This is a genomic window from Serratia sp. Res13-Sevr-LER1-36-b (assembly GCF_015673035.1).
Lineage (GTDB): Bacteria > Pseudomonadota > Gammaproteobacteria > Enterobacterales > Enterobacteriaceae > Chania > Chania fonticola_C.
In genome coordinates this window covers 145,407-161,851 of the sequence record NZ_JADACK010000037.1, presented here as the reverse complement: position 1 = coordinate 161,851, position 16,445 = coordinate 145,407, and the positions used below count along the sequence as shown (strand labels likewise).

Here is a 16,445-nt window from a genome sequence, read left to right as displayed (position 1 = left end):
GAAAGCTAATGAGTAGCGTAGATATTCTGGTTCCTGACCTCCCTGAATCCGTTGCCGATGCGACCGTCGCCACCTGGCATAAAAAACCGGGTGACACCGTTCAGCGTGACGAAGTGCTGGTTGAAATTGAAACCGACAAAGTTGTATTGGAAGTGCCGGCCAGCGAAGCCGGTGTACTGGAAGCGATCCTGGAAGACGAAGGCGCAACCGTGACTTCACGTCAGCTTCTCGGGCGTATCCGTCAGGGTGACAGCTCTGGCAAGCCGACCGAAGCGAAAGCTCAGAGCGTTGAATCAACTCCGGCACAGCGTGCAACCGCCAGCCTGGAAGAAGAGAACAACGACGCACTCAGCCCGGCGATCCGCCGCCTGATTGCCGAACACGATCTCGATGCTGCCGCCATCAAAGGCAGCGGCGTGGGTGGACGTATCACGCGTGAAGACGTAGAAGCGCACCTGGCTGCCAGCAAGAAAGCGGCACCGGCTGCCGCAGCGGCGGCACCTCAGCCAGCCTTGGGCGGCCGTAGCGAAAAACGTGTTCCTATGACCCGCCTGCGCAAACGCGTGGCCGAGCGCCTGTTGGAAGCGAAGAACAGCACCGCGATGCTGACCACCTTCAACGAAATCAACATGCAGCCGATCATGGATCTGCGCAAGCAGTACGGCGAAGCCTTCGAAAAACGCCACGGTGTACGTCTGGGCTTTATGTCCTTCTACATCAAAGCGGTAGTCGAAGCGCTGAAACGCTTCCCGGAAGTGAACGCCTCTATCGACGGTAGCGACGTGGTTTACCACAACTACTTCGATATCAGCATTGCGGTATCGACTCCACGTGGCCTGGTAACCCCGGTACTGCGTGACGTCGACTCCATGAGCATGGCGGACATCGAGAAGAAAATCAAAGAGCTGGCAATCAAAGGCCGTGACGGCAAATTGACCGTGGAAGAGCTGACCGGCGGTAACTTCACCATTACCAACGGCGGCGTCTTCGGTTCATTGATGTCTACCCCGATTATCAACCCACCGCAGAGCGCCATCCTGGGTATGCACGCCATCAAGGATCGCCCAATGGCGGTCAATGGTCAGGTTGTGATCCAGCCGATGATGTATCTGGCTCTGTCTTACGATCATCGTCTGATCGATGGCAAAGAGTCGGTGAGTTATCTGGTGACGGTGAAAGACATGCTGGAAGATCCGGCTCGTCTGCTGCTGGACGTTTAATCCCTGCATGGGCGCGGTTTTTGCCGCGCCCACACCCTGTGCTATGTGGCCGATAAGTCATGCGGAATACCGCGAAAGTGACCCGGCTAAAACTTTCTGACCTGAATGGATAGAACATCATGAATTTACACGAATATCAGGCAAAACAGCTGTTTGCTCGGTATGGCATGCCAGCACCAACCGGTTACGCCTGTACCACTCCGCGTGAAGCAGAAGAAGCCGCATCTAAAATCGGCTCCGGCCCGTGGGTGGTAAAATGTCAGGTTCATGCTGGCGGCCGTGGTAAAGCTGGTGGCGTTAAAGTCGTTAACAGCAAAGAAGATATCCGTGCTTTTGCCGAAGCCTGGCTGGGTAAACGCCTGGTGACCTATCAGACCGATGCGCTGGGCCAGCCGGTTCACCAGATCCTGGTAGAAGCGGCCACCGACATCGATAAAGAGCTGTATCTGGGGGCGGTAGTTGACCGTGCCAGCCGTCGCGTAGTGTTTATGGCTTCCACCGAAGGCGGCGTTGAAATTGAGAAAGTTGCGGAAGAGACCCCGGAACTGATCCACAAAATGACCATCGACCCGCTGGCAGGCCCACAGCCTTACCAGGGGCGTGAGCTGGCATTCAAACTGGGCCTGACCGGCAAGCAAGTCGGCCAGTTTGCCAAAATCTTTATGGGTCTGGCAACGCTGTTCCTGGAGCGCGATCTGGCGATGGTTGAGATCAACCCGCTGGTCGTGACCAAGCAGGGCGATCTGATCTGCCTGGATGGTAAGCTGGGTGCCGATGGTAACGCCCTGTTCCGCCAGTCCGAACTGCGTGAAATGCGTGACCCTTCTCAGGAAGATGAGCGTGAATCCCGTGCGGCCCAGTGGGAACTGAACTATGTTGCCCTCGACGGTAACATCGGTTGCATGGTGAACGGTGCCGGTCTGGCGATGGGTACCATGGACATCGTGAAACTGCACGGTGGCGAACCAGCCAACTTCCTGGATGTGGGCGGTGGCGCAACCAAAGAACGCGTGACCGAAGCCTTCAAAATCATCCTGTCTGACGACAAGGTGAAAGCGGTACTGGTTAACATCTTCGGTGGCATCGTGCGTTGCGATCTGATCGCCGACGGTATCATTGGCGCGGTAGCCGAAGTGGGCGTTAACGTCCCGGTCGTCGTGCGCTTGGAAGGGAACAACGCCGAACTGGGCGCCAAGAAACTGGCGGACAGCGGTTTGAATATCATTGCTGCGACCAGCCTGACTGATGCGGCTCAGCAAGTTGTTGCGGCAGTGGAGGGTAAATAATGTCCATTTTAATCGATAAGAACACCAAAGTAATCTGCCAGGGTTTCACCGGTAGCCAAGGGACCTTCCACTCCGAACAAGCTATCGCTTACGGCACCAAAATGGTTGGTGGCGTGACTCCAGGCAAAGGCGGTACTCAGCACCTGGGTCTGCCTGTGTTCAATACCGTGCGTGAAGCGGTTGAAGCAACTGGCGCTACCGCGTCTGTTATCTACGTGCCAGCGCCATTCTGCAAAGACTCCATTCTGGAAGCCATCGATGCAGGCATCAAACTGATCATCACCATCACCGAAGGTATCCCAACTCTGGATATGCTGACCGTGAAAGTGAAGCTGGATGAAGCCGGTGTGCGCATGATCGGCCCGAACTGCCCAGGTGTAATCACCCCGGGCGAATGCAAGATCGGTATCATGCCTGGCCATATCCACCTGCCAGGCAAGGTGGGCATCGTTTCCCGTTCAGGTACCCTGACCTATGAAGCGGTAAAACAAACCACTGACGCCGGTCTGGGGCAGTCTACCTGCGTCGGTATCGGTGGTGACCCGATCCCGGGTTCCAACTTTATCGATATCCTGAAGTTGTTCCAGGAAGATCCGCAGACCGAAGCCATCGTCATGATCGGTGAAATTGGCGGCAGCGCGGAAGAAGAAGCGGCGGCCTATATCAAAGAGCACGTCACCAAGCCGGTGGTGGGCTATATCGCCGGTGTTACTGCACCTAAAGGCAAGCGTATGGGCCATGCTGGCGCCATCATTGCCGGCGGCAAAGGGACTGCGGATGAGAAGTTCGCGGCTCTGGAAGCGGCAGGGGTGAAAACCGTACGCAGCCTGGCTGATATCGGTGATGCAGTGAAGGCGATCCTGAATCGTTAGTACCCTATAGCAAATAATAATATCTCGACATGTTTGGCCGCCTTTGGGCGGCCTTTTTTTATATGTCACTGAGAGGGAAGGGAGTTTTGCAAGGCATTGTTGCAGGAGGTGCGAGCTGACCACTCAGTATTTGCAGGTTCTGGGATCAACCTCGCAACATGGTCTATGATTACTTAGCAAAAAGCAGATTTGTGAGTTAACTCACTGCAATCGCCATTGAAAATAAAAAGTTAATATCTATCGAATGGTAATGCTGAAGTAATACAATTGGGGGTATTTTAAATTACATTTATTTAACACAAAGATATCAATAAAAAACAATTAAACCATTGCTTAACATAGGCGCTGGGAAATTACAGTAAAATGTGTAATGAGCCTAGCAATAATATGCAGATAGGCTTAAATTGTTTTAGATCAATATAGGCCTAGCTACCTATTTAGGCTGATTTTTGACCTGTAGCCAAAAGTCCAACCTGCGTCACGCAAATACCTATTTATTGTATGGGCTTTGGCGAGTATCATGCCATTGTGTAATTATGGATGGTTGATCTTGTTGCATTTGTTACCCGCTGTCGGTTTTCATTGGTGCGTTTTGCTCCCGCCCCCTGGTGGTCTGGCTCTGAACGTACGGTTGAAAGCGGAGAGGCTGGATCAAATTTTGTTGTGTTTAAGGGCATTCACTGCGGGGCGTTACCGGCTACTCTTTCGGGAGTAATACCGATAACCGCAAGTCGGAGTCTTCCTGCGAGGAGCAAGGAGTCAAGATGTTTGATATTGTCGAACTGTCGCGCTTACAGTTTGCTTTAACGGCGATGTACCACTTCCTATTTGTCCCATTAACGCTGGGTATGGCGTTTTTGCTGGCAATTATGGAAACCGTATATGTGCTGTCCGGCAAACAAATTTATAAAGATATGACCAAATTCTGGGGCAAGTTATTTGCAATCAACTTTGCTCTGGGTGTGGCCACCGGGTTGACCATGGAGTTCCAGTTCGGGACCAACTGGTCGTACTTCTCTCATTACGTCGGTGACATCTTCGGGGCCCCGCTGGCTATCGAAGGTCTGATGGCGTTCTTCCTGGAATCGACGCTGGTCGGTCTGTTCTTCTTCGGCTGGGATCGCCTGAGCAAGATCCAGCACATGACGGTCACCTGGTTTGTTGCCCTCGGCTCAAACCTGTCTGCGTTGTGGATCCTGGTCGCCAACGGCTGGATGCAAAACCCAATCGCTTCCGATTTCAACTTTGAAACCATGCGTATGGAGATGCTCAGCTTCTCCGAGCTGGTCTTCAACCCGGTTGCACAGGTGAAGTTCGTTCACACCGTAGCTTCTGGCTACACCACCGGCGCGATGTTCGTGCTGGGTATCAGCTCTTACTATCTGCTGAAAGGGCGTGACGTTGCTTTTGCCAAGCGTTCGTTCGCCATTGCTGCCAGCTTCGGTATGGCTGCTATCCTTTCCGTTATCGTGCTGGGTGATGAATCCGGTTACGAAATGGGGGACGTGCAGAAAACCAAACTGGCTGCCATTGAAGCCGAATGGGAAACTCAACCGGCTCCGGCCGCATTTACCCTGTTCGGTATTCCGAACCAGGAGAAAATGGAGAACTCCTTCGCGATTCAAATTCCTTGGGCGCTCGGCCTGATTGCTACCCGTTCTATCGACACCCCGGTTATCGGCCTACGCGATCTGATGGCACAGCACCAGGTGCGTATCCGTAACGGTATGAAGGCTTACCAACTGCTGGAAGAGCTGCGTGGCGGTAATACCGATCCTGCAGTGCGTACCGCATTCAACGATACCAAACAGGATCTTGGCTACGGCATGCTGCTCAAGCGCTATACCGAAAACGTCACCGACGCAACGGAAGCGCAGATCCAGCAGGCAACCAAAGATTCTATTCCGCGCGTTGCTCCACTGTACTTCGCCTTCCGTATCATGGTGGCCTGTGGTGTGCTGATGCTGTTTATTATCGGCCTGTCATTCTTGAGCGTAGTACGTGGTCGTATCGGTCAGAAGAAATGGCTGCTTCGTGCTGCGCTGTTCGGCCTGCCATTACCTTGGATTGCCGTTGAAGCGGGCTGGTTCGTGGCGGAGTATGGCCGTCAGCCGTGGGCGATAGGTGAGGTACTGCCAACCGCAGTCGCCACCTCTTCGCTGACCGCAGGCGACATTCTGTTCTCGATGGGGCTGATATGCGGCTTGTACACCCTGTTCCTGGTGGCTGAAATGTACCTGATGTTCAAGTTTGCACGTCTGGGTCCAAGCAGCCTGAAAACTGGCCGCTACCACTTTGAACAACCGACTGCCGCCGTGCAGGAAGCGCGCTAAACAGGAGTCCAAGATATGTTTGATTACGAAGTTCTGCGATTTATCTGGTGGCTCCTGGTTGGCGTCCTGCTGATCGGTTTCGCCGTCACCGATGGTTTCGATATGGGTGTCGGTATTCTGATGCGCATCATCGGTAAAACCGATACCGAGCGCCGGGTAATGATCAACGCCATTGCCCCGCACTGGGACGGTAACCAGGTGTGGCTGATTACCGCCGGTGGCGCATTGTTCGCCGCCTGGCCAATGGTCTACGCTGCCGCGTTCTCTGGTTTCTATGTGGCCATGATCCTGGTGCTGGCTGCCTTGTTCTTCCGCCCGGTCGGTTTTGACTACCGCTCGAAGCTGGAAAACAGCACCTGGCGTAACATGTGGGACTGGGGCATCTTTGTCGGTAGCTTCGTGCCTGCGGTGGTATTCGGCGTGGCGTTCGGTAACCTGTTACAGGGCGTACCGTTCCATATCGATGAATATCTGCGTCTGTTCTATACCGGCAACTTCTTCCAACTGTTGAACCCGTTTGGTTTGCTGGCCGGTATTGTCAGCCTGACCATGCTGGTGACCCAGGGGGCAACCTACCTGCAGATGCGTACCACTGCCGAGATTCACCTGCGCTCACGCGCTGCGGCGCAGATTTCTGCGCTGGTGATGGGCGTATGCTTCCTGTTGGCGGGTATCTGGCTGGTGAAAGGTATCGACGGTTTCGTGATCACCTCAGCACTGGATACGGCAGCGGAATCCAACCCACTGCGTAAAGAAGTCGCTCATCAGGCGGGTGCCTGGTTGATCAACTTCAACAAGTATCCAATCCTGTGGGCACTGCCGGCGTTGGGCGTGGTTCTGCCACTGTTCACTATCCTGTTTGCCCGTTTGGACAAGGCTGCGATGGCGTTCCTGAGTTCATCACTGACGATTGCCTGTGTGATCCTGACGGCTGGGGTAACCATGTTCCCGTTCGTTATGCCATCCAGCACCGTGCCTAACGTCAGCCTGACCATGTGGGATGCGACTTCCAGCCTGTTCACGCTGCAGGTGATGACCGTTGTTGCCATTATCTTCGTGCCAATCGTTCTGGCGTACACCGCTTGGGCGTACTACAAAATGTTTGGTCGCCTGGATAAGAACTTCATCGAAAAAAATAAGCATTCGCTGTATTAAGCAAAAGGAGCTAAACCATGTGGTATTTTGCCTGGATCCTCGGAACGCTTCTTGCCTGTGCCTTCGGTATCATCACGGCGCTGGCGCTTGAGCACAGTGAAGATTCAAAAGCGCAGCAAGACGGTAAGTGATGAGTTCGTCACTGGTGGATAAGCTGTACGCTATCACCGACAAGGGCCCGGTTCGGGCCCTTTCATTGGTGTTGGCGGTGATTTTGGCGGGATGTATCTTCTGGGATCCTAGCCGTTTTGCAGCACGTACCAGCTCGTTAGAGATCTGGCAGGGCATCTTGCTGATCTGGGCGGTGTGTGCGGGCATCATTCACGGTGTCGGCTTTCGGCATCAGAGCACGTTTTGGCGTGCATTTTTCGCGCCATTACCTGCAATTGTGATCCTGGCCGCAGGATTACTTTACGTTTCTTTATAATCTATTACGCATCCCCCCTGTTATGGGCCGTTCAGGCCCATAATTATTTTCATTCCCATTCAGTAACCCATTCCCAACCCGATCCGTCTTGCGTATAGTAGCAAGCGTTCAATTGCCTTGGTTTGGAAGTCTCGTGAGTAATAAGTTGTTTCGATGGCCGGTTCGTGTTTACTTTGAAGACACCGATGCCGGTGGTGTGGTCTACCATGCCCGTTACGTCGCTTTTTATGAAAGAGCGCGCACCGAGATGCTGCGTCAACATAACTTTCATCAACAGCAGCTGCTCAGTGAAGAACATGTCGCTTTCGCTGTCCGGCGTATGACGGTGGATTATCTGTCACCAGCTCGTCTTGACGATCTGCTGGAAGTGCAGAGCAAAATCACCTCAATACGCGGGGCTTCTCTTACGTTTGCTCAACGCATTGTTAATTCTGACGGTACTCTCTTGAGTCAGGCCGATGTATTGATTGCATGCATTGATCCACACCAAATGAAGCCGATAGCGCTTCCTAAGTCTATTGTCGCGGAGTTTAAGCAGTGACTGACATGAACATCCTAGATCTATTCTTGAAGGCGAGCCTGCTGGTCAAGTTTATCATGCTGATTTTGATATGCTTTTCAGTGGCTTCTTGGGCGATTATCATCCAGCGGACCCGCATCCTCAATGCGGCCACTCGCGACGCCGAAGCCTTCGAAGACAAATTCTGGTCTGGTATCGAGCTTTCCCGTCTGTATCAGGAAAGCCAGGCGCGTCGCGATAGCCTGACTGGCTCAGAGCAGATTTTCCATTCCGGTTTCAAAGAGTTTGCCCGTTTGCACCGCGCTAACAGCCATGCGCCGGAGTCGGTGATCGAAGGGGCAACGCGTGCGATGCGTATTTCGATGAATCGTGAGCTGGAAACGCTGGAAAACCACATTCCTTTCCTCGGCACCGTGGGATCCATCAGCCCGTATATCGGCCTGTTTGGTACCGTTTGGGGGATCATGCACGCCTTTATCGCCCTGGGCGCGGTAAAACAAGCCACCTTGCAGATGGTCGCTCCGGGTATCGCCGAAGCGTTGATCGCCACGGCCATCGGTCTGTTTGCCGCGATCCCTGCCGTTATGGCCTATAACCGTCTAAACCAGCGCGTTAACAAGCTTGAGCAGAATTACGACAACTTTATGGAAGAGTTCACCGCTATTCTGCATCGTCAGGCCTTCTCCAGCGACAGCAAATAGGAAGTAGGAGGGTAGCATGGCGAAAGTTCGTGGTCGTAACAAGCGTGAGCTGAAGTCGGAAATCAACATTGTTCCGCTGCTGGACGTCTTGTTGGTGCTGTTGCTGATCTTTATGGCAACCGCGCCAATCATTACCCAAAGCGTTGAAGTTGATTTGCCTGATGCCACCGATTCCAAGACGGTGTCCAGCGACGATAATCCACCGGTGATCCTGGAAGTTTCCGGCGTAGGTCAGTACACCCTGGTGGTTGATCACAACCGTATGGAGCTGTTGCCGCCTGAGCAGGTGGCGGCCGAAGCCAAGTCGCGTCTGGCAGCTAATCCGAAGACGGTGTTTTTGATCGGTGGGGCCAAGGAAGTACCGTACGATGAGATTATCAAGGCATTGAATATTCTGCATCAGGCGGGTGTCGCTTCCGTAGGGTTAATGACCCAGCCAATCTAACCGTAAGGTCAGTGGCAACCCGGTTCCTGCACTGTGGTGCAGGAACCCCGTTTAAGCAGCAGTTTTTGGGATTCTATTTTGGTAAAGGCAACTGAGCAAAATGATAAGCTGAACCGTTCCGTGATTGTTTCGGTGGTTCTGCACATTCTATTGATTGCCCTGTTGATTTGGGGTTCGCTGTACGAAAATACTGAAATGAGTAGTGCAGGCGGCGGCGGTGATGGTTCCGTGGTCGGGGCCGTGATGGTCGATCCAGGGGCGGTGGTAGAGCAGTACAACCGCCAGCAGCAACAGAGTAGCGATGCACAGCGTGCAGAAAAGCAGCGCCAGAAGAAGGCGGAGCAGCAGGCTGAAGAGCTGCAGCAGAAGCAGGCTGCGGAACAGCAGCGCCTGAAAGAACTGGAACAAGAGCGTTTGGCCGCGCAGGAAAAAGCCGCGCAGGACGCCAAGGCACAGGCCGAACAGCAGAAGAAAGCCGCTGAGCAGCAACAGCAGGCCGCTGAGCAGCAAAAAGCAGCAGAAGCCGCTGCGGCGAAGGCCAAAGAACAACAGAAGGCAGCCGAGCAAGCTGCGGCGAAAGCCAAAGCCGAGGCGGATAAAATAGCCAAGGCGCAGGCAGACGCGCAGAAGAAAGCCGAAGCGGAAGCCAAGAAAGAAGCTGCCGCTGCCGCCGCTGCTAAAAAGCAGGCGGAAGAGGCGAAGAAAGAAGCCGCCGCGGCCGCTGAACGGAAGGCTGCTGAAGCCGCAGAGAAGAAAGCCGCTGCTGACGCCGAGAAGAAAGCGGCCGCAGAAGAAGCGAAAAAAGCCGCCGCTGCCGAGAAGGCTGCTGCCGCCAAGAAAGCCGCAGATGCCAAGAAGAAGGCCGCAGCTGAAGCAGCTAAACAGTCTGCTGATGTAGATGACTTATTCGGTAGCTTGGCCGATGGTAAAAACGCGCCGAAAGGTGGCGGTGCCAAGGCTAAAGGTGACGGTAAACCGGCAGGGCAGGGTAATGCCAAAACTGCGGGGGCAAGCGGTGCCGATTTGGCCAGCTATGGTATCCAGATACAGAATGCCGTGAAGAATAAATTTTACGATTGGACCTCGTACAAGGGGCGTACCTGTACCTTGAGGATCAATCTTGCTCCAGATGGCCTCGTTATCGATGTGAAAATCGAAGGGGGGGATCCAGCACTTTGTCAAGCAGCTGAAGCAGCAGCTCGACAGGCGAAAATACCTAAGCCGCCAAGTAAGGAAGTTTACGAGGCATATAAAAATGCGCCAATTGACTTTAATCCTCGGTGATTGCTTATCGGACAGTGTATTAGGCATTTAAGAATGCTCCTCTTACATTTAAGCCTCAATAGTGATTGTCTTAAACCGAGTAAAATGCATGGATGTACCAAGGTAACCAACAGGGAATATGTAGTGTTGTTGGCGTTGGTTTGTTAAAATTCTGCTAAATTATCGCAGGCATACCGCCTGGATAAGGGAGATGAGATGAAGCAGGCATTTCGAGTAGCGTTAGGTCTTATTGTTCTCTGGGCATCCGTGCTGCACGCGGAAGTTCGCATTGAAATCACCCAAGGGGTCGACTCTGCTCGCCCGATTGGTGTGGTGCCTTTTAAATGGGCGGGCCCAGGCACGCCTCCGGAAGATGTTGGCCAGATCGTTGGCGCAGATCTCCGTAATAGTGGCAAATTCAACCCGATTGATGTGGCACGTATGCCGCAGCAGCCAACCACCGCGTCTGAAGTGACGCCGGCGGCCTGGACTGCGCTGGGCATCGACGCCGTAGTGGTTGGTCAGGTTCAACCTGGTGCCGACGGCAGCTACCTGGTTTCCTACCAACTGGTCGATACTTCAGGTTCGCCTGGCACAATATTGGCCCAAAACCAGTTTAAAGTGACCAAACAGTGGCTGCGTTATGCGGCTCATACCGCCAGCGATGGCGTATTTGAGAAGCTGACCGGCATCAAGGGCGCATTCCGTACCCGCATCGCTTACGTGGTGCAGACCAACGGCGGGAAATTCCCGTACGAACTGCGCGTATCGGATTACGACGGCTATAACCAGGTTCCAGTACATCGTTCACCAGAGCCACTGATGTCACCAGCCTGGTCGCCGGATGGCAGCAAACTGGCCTACGTGACTTTTGAGAGCGGTAAATCAGCGCTGGTGATCCAGAATCTGTCTGATGGTGCAATCCGTCAGGTGGCTTCATTCCCACGTCACAATGGTGCGCCTTCCTTCTCTCCAGACGGTACTCGTTTGGCTTTCGCCTTGTCTAAAAGCGGTAGCATGAACCTGTATGTGATGAATCTGGCTTCTGGCCAGATCTCTCAGATTACCGATGGTCGCAACAATAATACCGAACCTTCCTGGTTCCCGGACAGCCAGTCTCTGGCCTTTACCTCTGACCAGGGCGGGCGTCCTCAGATTTATAAAATCAGTGCCAATGGTGGTGCATCACAACGTCTGACCTGGGAAGGTGCCCAGAATCAGAATGCCACTGTGAGTTCTGATGGTAAATTCCTGGTGATGGTAAGCTCCAATAATGGGGCTCAGCATATCGCCAAACAAGATCTCGGATCGGGAGCCGTTCAAGTATTAACGGACACGTTCCTGGATGAATCGCCTAGTATCGCACCAAACGGCACCATGGTGATCTATAGCTCCACGCAAGGTATGGGCTCCGTGCTGCAGTTGGTATCGACTGATGGGCGCTTCAAAGCGCGTCTTCCGGCAACTGATGGACAGGTAAAATCCCCTTCCTGGTCGCCGTATCTGTGATGCATGTTTAAAATATGTATGGCAAAAACTATAAAAGGATCAAAGAAATGCAACTGAACAAAGTGCTGAAAGGGCTTCTGCTGGCACTGCCAGTTCTGGCTGTAGCAGCTTGTAGTTCTAACAAAAGCGCTAATAACGATCAATCCGGTATGGGCGCTGGCACTGGTACAGAAAACGGCAGCAGCAACCTGTCTTCTGAAGAACAAGCACGTCTGCAGATGCAAGAACTGCAACGTAACAACATTGTTTACTTCGGCCTGGACAAATATGACGTCAGCTCTGAGTTCGCTCAGATGCTGGATGCGCATGCTGCTTTCCTGCGTAACAACCCATCCTACAAAGTGACTGTTGAAGGTCATACGGATGAGCGTGGCACGCCAGAATACAACATCGCTCTGGGTGAGCGTCGTGCTAACGCAGTTAAAATGTACCTGCAAGGCAAAGGCGTTTCTGCTGACCAAATCTCTATCGTTTCTTACGGTAAAGAAAAACCAGCAGTACTGGGCCACGACGAAGCAGCCTATGCTAAAAACCGTCGTGCCGTTCTGGTTTACTAAGAGAATCGCATGAACAGTAACTTCAGACGTCACCTGTTGAGTCTGGCGTTACTGGTTGGCGTAGCGGTCCCATGGGCCGCTACTGCCCAAGCGCCAATCAGTAATGTCGGGTCCGGCTCGGTCGAAGACCGTGTCACATCACTTGAGCGTATCAGTAATGCTCAGGGCCAGCTTTTGAACCAACTCCAGCAACAACTCTCTGACAACCAACGCGATATCGATACGCTCCGTGGGCAGATCCAGGAAAGTCAGTATCAGTTGAATCAGGTGGTTGAACGCCAGAAACAGATCTATCAACAGATGGATAGCCTTAGCCAGGGTGGCGCACAGAATTCCGCTGGTGCAGCAGCAGGGGCCGCAGGTGGTACAGCCGCCGCGGCGTCCTCTGACGGCGCTGGCAGCGCTCCTGCGGGTGCGACAGCCGCTGCGGCTAGTACGGGCGATGAAAACAGCGACTACAACGCCGCTGTTTCACTGGCGCTGGAAAAAAAGCAGTATGACCAGGCGATCTCCGCTTTTCAGGCTTTCATAAAGCAGTATCCGAAATCCACTTACCTGCCTAATGCCAACTATTGGCTGGGCCAGTTGTACTACAACAAGGGTAAGAAGGAAGACGCGGCATACTATTATGCAGTGGTGGTTAAGAGTTACCCAAAATCACCCAAGGCGCCGGACGCAATGTATAAAGTTGGGGTGATCATGCAGGAAAAAGGGCAGGCTGATAAAGCCAAAGCCGTTTACCAGCAGGTGATCAAATCGTACCCGACCAGCGATGCGGCCAAGCAGGCCAAGAAACGCGAAGCGAGTTTGTAAGTAAAAACTGAGCCCAGAAGTTAGTCGATTTGACCGAATTCTGGGCTCATTCGCGTGAAGAACAAGCAGTTGAACCTATTGCGCCAAAATTTAGGTTGCGCTGCTGAGATAAATTAGTAATATATGCCGCCGTTGCCAAGACAACTTGCAAGATGTTAAAGCAGCTAGGAAATTAGTAGTAAACCACGACAGTGGGTCGTTAGCTCAGTTGGTAGAGCAGTTGACTTTTAATCAATTGGTCGCAGGTTCGAATCCTGCACGACCCACCAATTCTTAATGGGTTGGTAAAGCTGGAATCGTGAAGGATGAGAACCGTCAAAGGTTCGAGCCGACCGTAGGGAGACCACGGCATGGCCGCTAATCCTGCACGACCCACCAATTCATAGTGAATTGGTAAAGAGTGGAGCAGTAACCACGACAGTGGGTGATTAGCTCAGTTGGTAGAGCATCTCCTTTACACGGAGGGGGTCGGCGGTTCGAGCCCGTCATCACCCACCACGACAGTGGGTCGTTAGCTCAGTTGGTAGAGCAGTTGACTTTTAATCAATTGGTCGCAGGTTCGAATCCTGCACGACCCACCAATTCTTAATGGGTTGGTAAAGCTAGAATCGTGAGGATGAGAACCGTTAAAGGTTCGAACCGAGCGAAGCAAGACAACGGTAATAGCCGTTAATCCTGCCAGAACCACCATTATGTGCAGTCGAGTCCTTCCTCGTTGCTCTCGTATTAAGAAGTAAACCACGTCAGTGGGTCGTTAGCTCAGTTGGTAGAGCAGTTGACTTTTAATCAATTGGTCGCAGGTTCGAATCCTGCACGACCCACCAATTCTTGATGAATTGGTAAAAATTGCAGCCGAGCCCCTCTCGTTGCTAACGCGGTTAAGCAGTAAACCACATCAGTGGGTCGTTAGCTCAGTTGGTAGAGCAGTTGACTTTTAATCAATTGGTCGCAGGTTCGAATCCTGCACGACCCACCATCTTAAAAATTCCAAAGTACTAAATTCCAAACTCCAGCGCACCATATTGCACCAGTCGTGCGGGTGAGATCCTGCGTTCAGGTTCGAGTCTCGCTTGCGAGACAACGGCGGCAGCCGGTCATCCTGCCAGACCCACCATCTTAAAAATTCCAAAATACTAAATTCCAAACTCCAGCGCACCATATTGCACCAGTCGTGCGGGTGAGAGCCTGCGTTCAGGTTCGAGTCTCGCTTGCGAGACAACGGCGTCAGCCGGTCATCCTGCCAGACCATCGCGTCTCGCTCATAGTCCTCCCTAACCTTGCCTTTGAACCTATCGATTACAATCTCACCCAATTCATAGGTTTGTATCCAATCTCTCCCCTTCATTTCAACCAAAATTTCAGCCCATTAAACAAATCTGCCCGTATCAAGAAATGTTCAGCGACTTTTAGCTAAAAATTAGGTATTTTGTTTAGTATATAAAACGAGGTGGTTGAGCAAGCGGCAGGATACGGCCTAAAAGCAGACCCACAGCCTAGCATAGAGATAACAGTGATGAGTGAAATGTTTGATGTCAATGCGGCGATATACCCATTCCCGCCGAAACCGGTGCCGTTAGACGTCGCAGAAAAGGCTTTTTATCGGCAGAAGATCAAAACCTTGCTCAAGCAGCGTGATGCGGTCCTGGTGGCTCATTACTACACTGATCCGGAAATCCAGGCACTGGCCGAAGAGACGGGCGGTTGTGTCGCCGATTCACTGGAGATGGCACGTTTCGGTAGCCAACATCCTGCGTCGACATTGCTGGTTGCTGGCGTGCGTTTTATGGGGGAGACGGCCAAAATCCTTAGCCCAGAAAAACAGGTGTTGATGCCAACGCTGCATGCCGAGTGCTCTCTGGACCTCGGTTGTCCCGAGGCGGAGTTTGCCGCATTCTGCGACAGCCATCCTGATCGGACAGTGGTGGTTTACGCCAATACCTCAGCAGCCGTCAAAGCGCGTGCCGATTGGGTGGTCACTTCCAGCATTGCCGTTGAGCTGATTGAACATCTCGATAGCCTGGGGGAGAAAATCATCTGGGCGCCGGATCGCCATCTGGGCAACTATGTGCAGAAACAGACCGGTGCAGACGTGCTGTGCTGGCAAGGGGCCTGCATCGTCCATGACGAGTTTAAAACCCAGGCGCTGATACGTATGAAAGCCCTATATCCGGAGGCCGCGATACTGGTGCATCCAGAGTCACCGCAGGCGATCGTCGATCTTGCTGATGCCGTCGGTTCGACCAGCCAACTGATCCAGGCGGCGGTAACCTTGCCTAACCGGCAACTGATCGTGGCCACCGATCGCGGTATCTTCTACAAGATGCAGCAAGCTTGTCCGGATAAAGAACTGTTTGAAGCCCCTACTGCCGGTGAGGGTGCCACCTGTCGTAGTTGCGCCCACTGCCCATGGATGGCGATGAACGGCCTGAAGGCTATTGCCGAAGGGCTGGAACAAGGGGGTTCACAGCATGAGATTTTTGTTGATGGCGCACTGCGTGATCAGGCGCTTATTCCGCTCAACCGCATGCTGGACTTTGCAGCGCAGTTGAAAATGCAGGTTAAAGGCAACGCCTGAATCCAGGCTGACGTTTTTATAAGGAAGACATATGAGCTTTTTCAGCACCGGCAACATTCTGGTCCACATTCCGATTGGTGCAGGGGGTTATGACCTGTCGTGGATTGAGGCCATCGGTACGCTGTTTGGTTTACTCTGTATCTGGTATGCCAGCAAAGAGAAAATCATCAACTACCTGTTTGGCCTGATCAACGTCACGCTGTTTGCGGTGATCTTCTTTCAGATCCAACTCTACGCCAGCCTGTTGCTGCAACTGTTTTTCTTCGTGGCCAATATTTACGGCTGGTATGCCTGGAGCCGCCAGACGCAGGATAATCAGGCCGAATTGCAGATCCGTTGGTTGCCACTGCCTAAAGCTTTGGCATGGGGGGCGGTGTGCGTGATTGGTATCGCGTTGATGACGTTTAATATCGACCGGGTATTTGCCTACCTGACACAAATAGCGGTGGCGGTCATGCAGGGGTTGGGTCTTAACGTACAGATGCCAGAACTGCAACCGGACGCGTTCCCGTTCTGGGATTCCGCCATGATGGTGCTGTCTATCGTCGCCATGATCCTGATGACGCGCAAGTACGTTGAAAACTGGCTGCTATGGGTAGTGATTGATGTGATCAGCGTGGCGATCTTTGCTTACCAGGGCGTCTATGCCATGGCGCTGGAATACGTCATCTTGACGCTGATTGCTCTCAATGGCTCTTGGCTATGGATACGCAGTGCCTCGAAGAATCACTCCCAACCGCTTTCTTCAGCACCTTAGTACCGAGGGGCG

Annotated in this window: 16 protein-coding genes and 5 tRNA genes; all 21 read left to right on the top strand. The window is 52.9% G+C overall.

The window, feature by feature from the left end:
* Positions 1 to 8 precede the first annotated feature (8 nt).
* The 21 genes from odhB (at position 9) to pnuC (ending at position 16,433) form a co-directional block, all read left to right on the top strand.
* A complete protein-coding gene (odhB, locus tag IMQ33_RS21845) occupies positions 9 to 1,220 on the top strand; it encodes a 2-oxoglutarate dehydrogenase complex dihydrolipoyllysine-residue succinyltransferase (RefSeq protein WP_196062013.1) in 1,212 nt (403 codons plus the stop codon).
* Between the two features lie 119 nt (positions 1,221 to 1,339).
* Positions 1,340 to 2,506 (top strand): ADP-forming succinate--CoA ligase subunit beta, encoded by a 1,167-nt coding sequence (sucC, locus tag IMQ33_RS21840; protein WP_004949756.1) that lies wholly within the window; start codon positions 1,340 to 1,342, stop codon positions 2,504 to 2,506.
* Positions 2,506 to 3,378: a succinate--CoA ligase subunit alpha gene (gene sucD / locus IMQ33_RS21835; RefSeq protein ID WP_024483143.1), complete on the top strand. Its 873-nt coding sequence runs from the start codon at positions 2,506 to 2,508 to the stop codon at positions 3,376 to 3,378. The genes sucC and sucD overlap by 1 nt, the downstream gene beginning before the upstream one ends.
* A 764-nt stretch (positions 3,379 to 4,142) precedes the next feature.
* Positions 4,143 to 5,711: a cytochrome ubiquinol oxidase subunit I gene (cydA, locus tag IMQ33_RS21830; RefSeq protein ID WP_065686441.1), complete on the top strand. Its 1,569-nt coding sequence runs from the start codon at positions 4,143 to 4,145 to the stop codon at positions 5,709 to 5,711.
* A gap of 15 nt (positions 5,712 to 5,726) precedes the next feature.
* Positions 5,727 to 6,866, top strand: coding sequence for a cytochrome d ubiquinol oxidase subunit II (gene cydB, locus IMQ33_RS21825; RefSeq protein WP_065686442.1), 1,140 nt, complete (start codon positions 5,727 to 5,729; stop codon positions 6,864 to 6,866).
* Between the two features lie 17 nt (positions 6,867 to 6,883).
* Complete coding sequence (gene cydX / locus IMQ33_RS21820) at positions 6,884 to 6,997, top strand: cytochrome bd-I oxidase subunit CydX (protein WP_021805265.1); 114 nt, start codon at positions 6,884 to 6,886, stop codon at positions 6,995 to 6,997.
* On the top strand, positions 6,997 to 7,293 hold the full coding sequence (gene ybgE, locus IMQ33_RS21815; protein ID WP_024529346.1) for a cyd operon protein YbgE: 297 nt from the start codon (positions 6,997 to 6,999) through the stop codon (positions 7,291 to 7,293). Before cydX ends, ybgE begins: the two co-directional genes overlap by 1 nt.
* Positions 7,294 to 7,426: 133 nt before the next feature.
* Positions 7,427 to 7,834: a tol-pal system-associated acyl-CoA thioesterase gene (gene ybgC / locus IMQ33_RS21810; protein WP_021805263.1), complete on the top strand. Its 408-nt coding sequence runs from the start codon at positions 7,427 to 7,429 to the stop codon at positions 7,832 to 7,834.
* Entirely contained in the window at positions 7,831 to 8,514 is a 684-nt protein-coding gene (gene tolQ / locus IMQ33_RS21805) for a Tol-Pal system protein TolQ (protein WP_024483139.1), read from the top strand. The genes ybgC and tolQ overlap by 4 nt, the downstream gene beginning before the upstream one ends.
* 16 nt (positions 8,515 to 8,530) lie before the next feature.
* On the top strand, positions 8,531 to 8,959 hold the full coding sequence (gene tolR, locus IMQ33_RS21800) for a colicin uptake protein TolR (RefSeq protein WP_024529347.1): 429 nt from the start codon (positions 8,531 to 8,533) through the stop codon (positions 8,957 to 8,959).
* Between the two features lie 78 nt (positions 8,960 to 9,037).
* Positions 9,038 to 10,243: a cell envelope integrity protein TolA gene (tolA, locus tag IMQ33_RS21795; RefSeq protein ID WP_196062012.1), complete on the top strand. Its 1,206-nt coding sequence runs from the start codon at positions 9,038 to 9,040 to the stop codon at positions 10,241 to 10,243.
* 195 nt (positions 10,244 to 10,438) lie between these two features.
* Positions 10,439 to 11,731 (top strand): Tol-Pal system beta propeller repeat protein TolB, encoded by a 1,293-nt coding sequence (gene tolB, locus IMQ33_RS21790; protein WP_065686443.1) that lies wholly within the window; start codon positions 10,439 to 10,441, stop codon positions 11,729 to 11,731.
* Positions 11,732 to 11,778: 47 nt separating this feature from the next.
* On the top strand, positions 11,779 to 12,288 hold the full coding sequence (gene pal, locus IMQ33_RS21785) for a peptidoglycan-associated lipoprotein Pal (RefSeq protein WP_065686444.1): 510 nt from the start codon (positions 11,779 to 11,781) through the stop codon (positions 12,286 to 12,288).
* A gap of 9 nt (positions 12,289 to 12,297) precedes the next feature.
* Positions 12,298 to 13,101 (top strand): cell division protein CpoB, encoded by an 804-nt coding sequence (gene cpoB, locus IMQ33_RS21780; RefSeq protein WP_021805256.1) that lies wholly within the window; start codon positions 12,298 to 12,300, stop codon positions 13,099 to 13,101.
* 193 nt (positions 13,102 to 13,294) lie between these two features.
* A tRNA-Lys gene (locus IMQ33_RS21775) sits at positions 13,295 to 13,370 on the top strand.
* A 153-nt stretch (positions 13,371 to 13,523) separates the two neighbouring features.
* A tRNA-Val gene (locus IMQ33_RS21770) sits at positions 13,524 to 13,599 on the top strand.
* A 7-nt stretch (positions 13,600 to 13,606) separates the two neighbouring features.
* Positions 13,607 to 13,682: transfer RNA gene (locus IMQ33_RS21765), tRNA-Lys, on the top strand.
* A 167-nt stretch (positions 13,683 to 13,849) separates the two neighbouring features.
* Positions 13,850 to 13,925 (top strand) — tRNA-Lys (locus tag IMQ33_RS21760).
* Positions 13,926 to 14,001: 76 nt separating this feature from the next.
* Positions 14,002 to 14,077 (top strand) — tRNA-Lys (locus IMQ33_RS21755).
* A gap of 537 nt (positions 14,078 to 14,614) precedes the next feature.
* Complete coding sequence (gene nadA / locus IMQ33_RS21750; RefSeq protein WP_037375120.1) at positions 14,615 to 15,676, top strand: quinolinate synthase NadA; 1,062 nt, start codon at positions 14,615 to 14,617, stop codon at positions 15,674 to 15,676.
* Positions 15,677 to 15,707: 31 nt separating this feature from the next.
* Positions 15,708 to 16,433, top strand: coding sequence for a nicotinamide riboside transporter PnuC (gene pnuC, locus IMQ33_RS21745; protein WP_196062011.1), 726 nt, complete (start codon positions 15,708 to 15,710; stop codon positions 16,431 to 16,433).
* Positions 16,434 to 16,445 lie beyond the last annotated feature (12 nt).

What these genes read in the sequence shown, in the direction of transcription:
- odhB (WP_196062013.1), top strand. Translation starts at nt 9, where the DNA reads ATGAGTAGCGTAGATATTCTGGTTCCTGACCTCCCTGAATCCGTTGCC.
- sucC (WP_004949756.1), top strand. Translation starts at nt 1,340, where the DNA reads ATGAATTTACACGAATATCAGGCAAAACAGCTGTTTGCTCGGTATGGC.
- sucD (WP_024483143.1), top strand. Translation starts at nt 2,506, where the DNA reads ATGTCCATTTTAATCGATAAGAACACCAAAGTAATCTGCCAGGGTTTC.
- cydA (WP_065686441.1), top strand. Translation starts at nt 4,143, where the DNA reads ATGTTTGATATTGTCGAACTGTCGCGCTTACAGTTTGCTTTAACGGCG.
- cydB (WP_065686442.1), top strand. Translation starts at nt 5,727, where the DNA reads ATGTTTGATTACGAAGTTCTGCGATTTATCTGGTGGCTCCTGGTTGGC.
- cydX (WP_021805265.1), top strand. Translation starts at nt 6,884, where the DNA reads ATGTGGTATTTTGCCTGGATCCTCGGAACGCTTCTTGCCTGTGCCTTC.
- ybgE (WP_024529346.1), top strand. Translation starts at nt 6,997, where the DNA reads ATGAGTTCGTCACTGGTGGATAAGCTGTACGCTATCACCGACAAGGGC.
- tolR (WP_024529347.1), top strand. Translation starts at nt 8,531, where the DNA reads ATGGCGAAAGTTCGTGGTCGTAACAAGCGTGAGCTGAAGTCGGAAATC.
- tolB (WP_065686443.1), top strand. Translation starts at nt 10,439, where the DNA reads ATGAAGCAGGCATTTCGAGTAGCGTTAGGTCTTATTGTTCTCTGGGCA.
- pal (WP_065686444.1), top strand. Translation starts at nt 11,779, where the DNA reads ATGCAACTGAACAAAGTGCTGAAAGGGCTTCTGCTGGCACTGCCAGTT.
- cpoB (WP_021805256.1), top strand. Translation starts at nt 12,298, where the DNA reads ATGAACAGTAACTTCAGACGTCACCTGTTGAGTCTGGCGTTACTGGTT.
- nadA (WP_037375120.1), top strand. Translation starts at nt 14,615, where the DNA reads ATGAGTGAAATGTTTGATGTCAATGCGGCGATATACCCATTCCCGCCG.
- pnuC (WP_196062011.1), top strand. Translation starts at nt 15,708, where the DNA reads ATGAGCTTTTTCAGCACCGGCAACATTCTGGTCCACATTCCGATTGGT.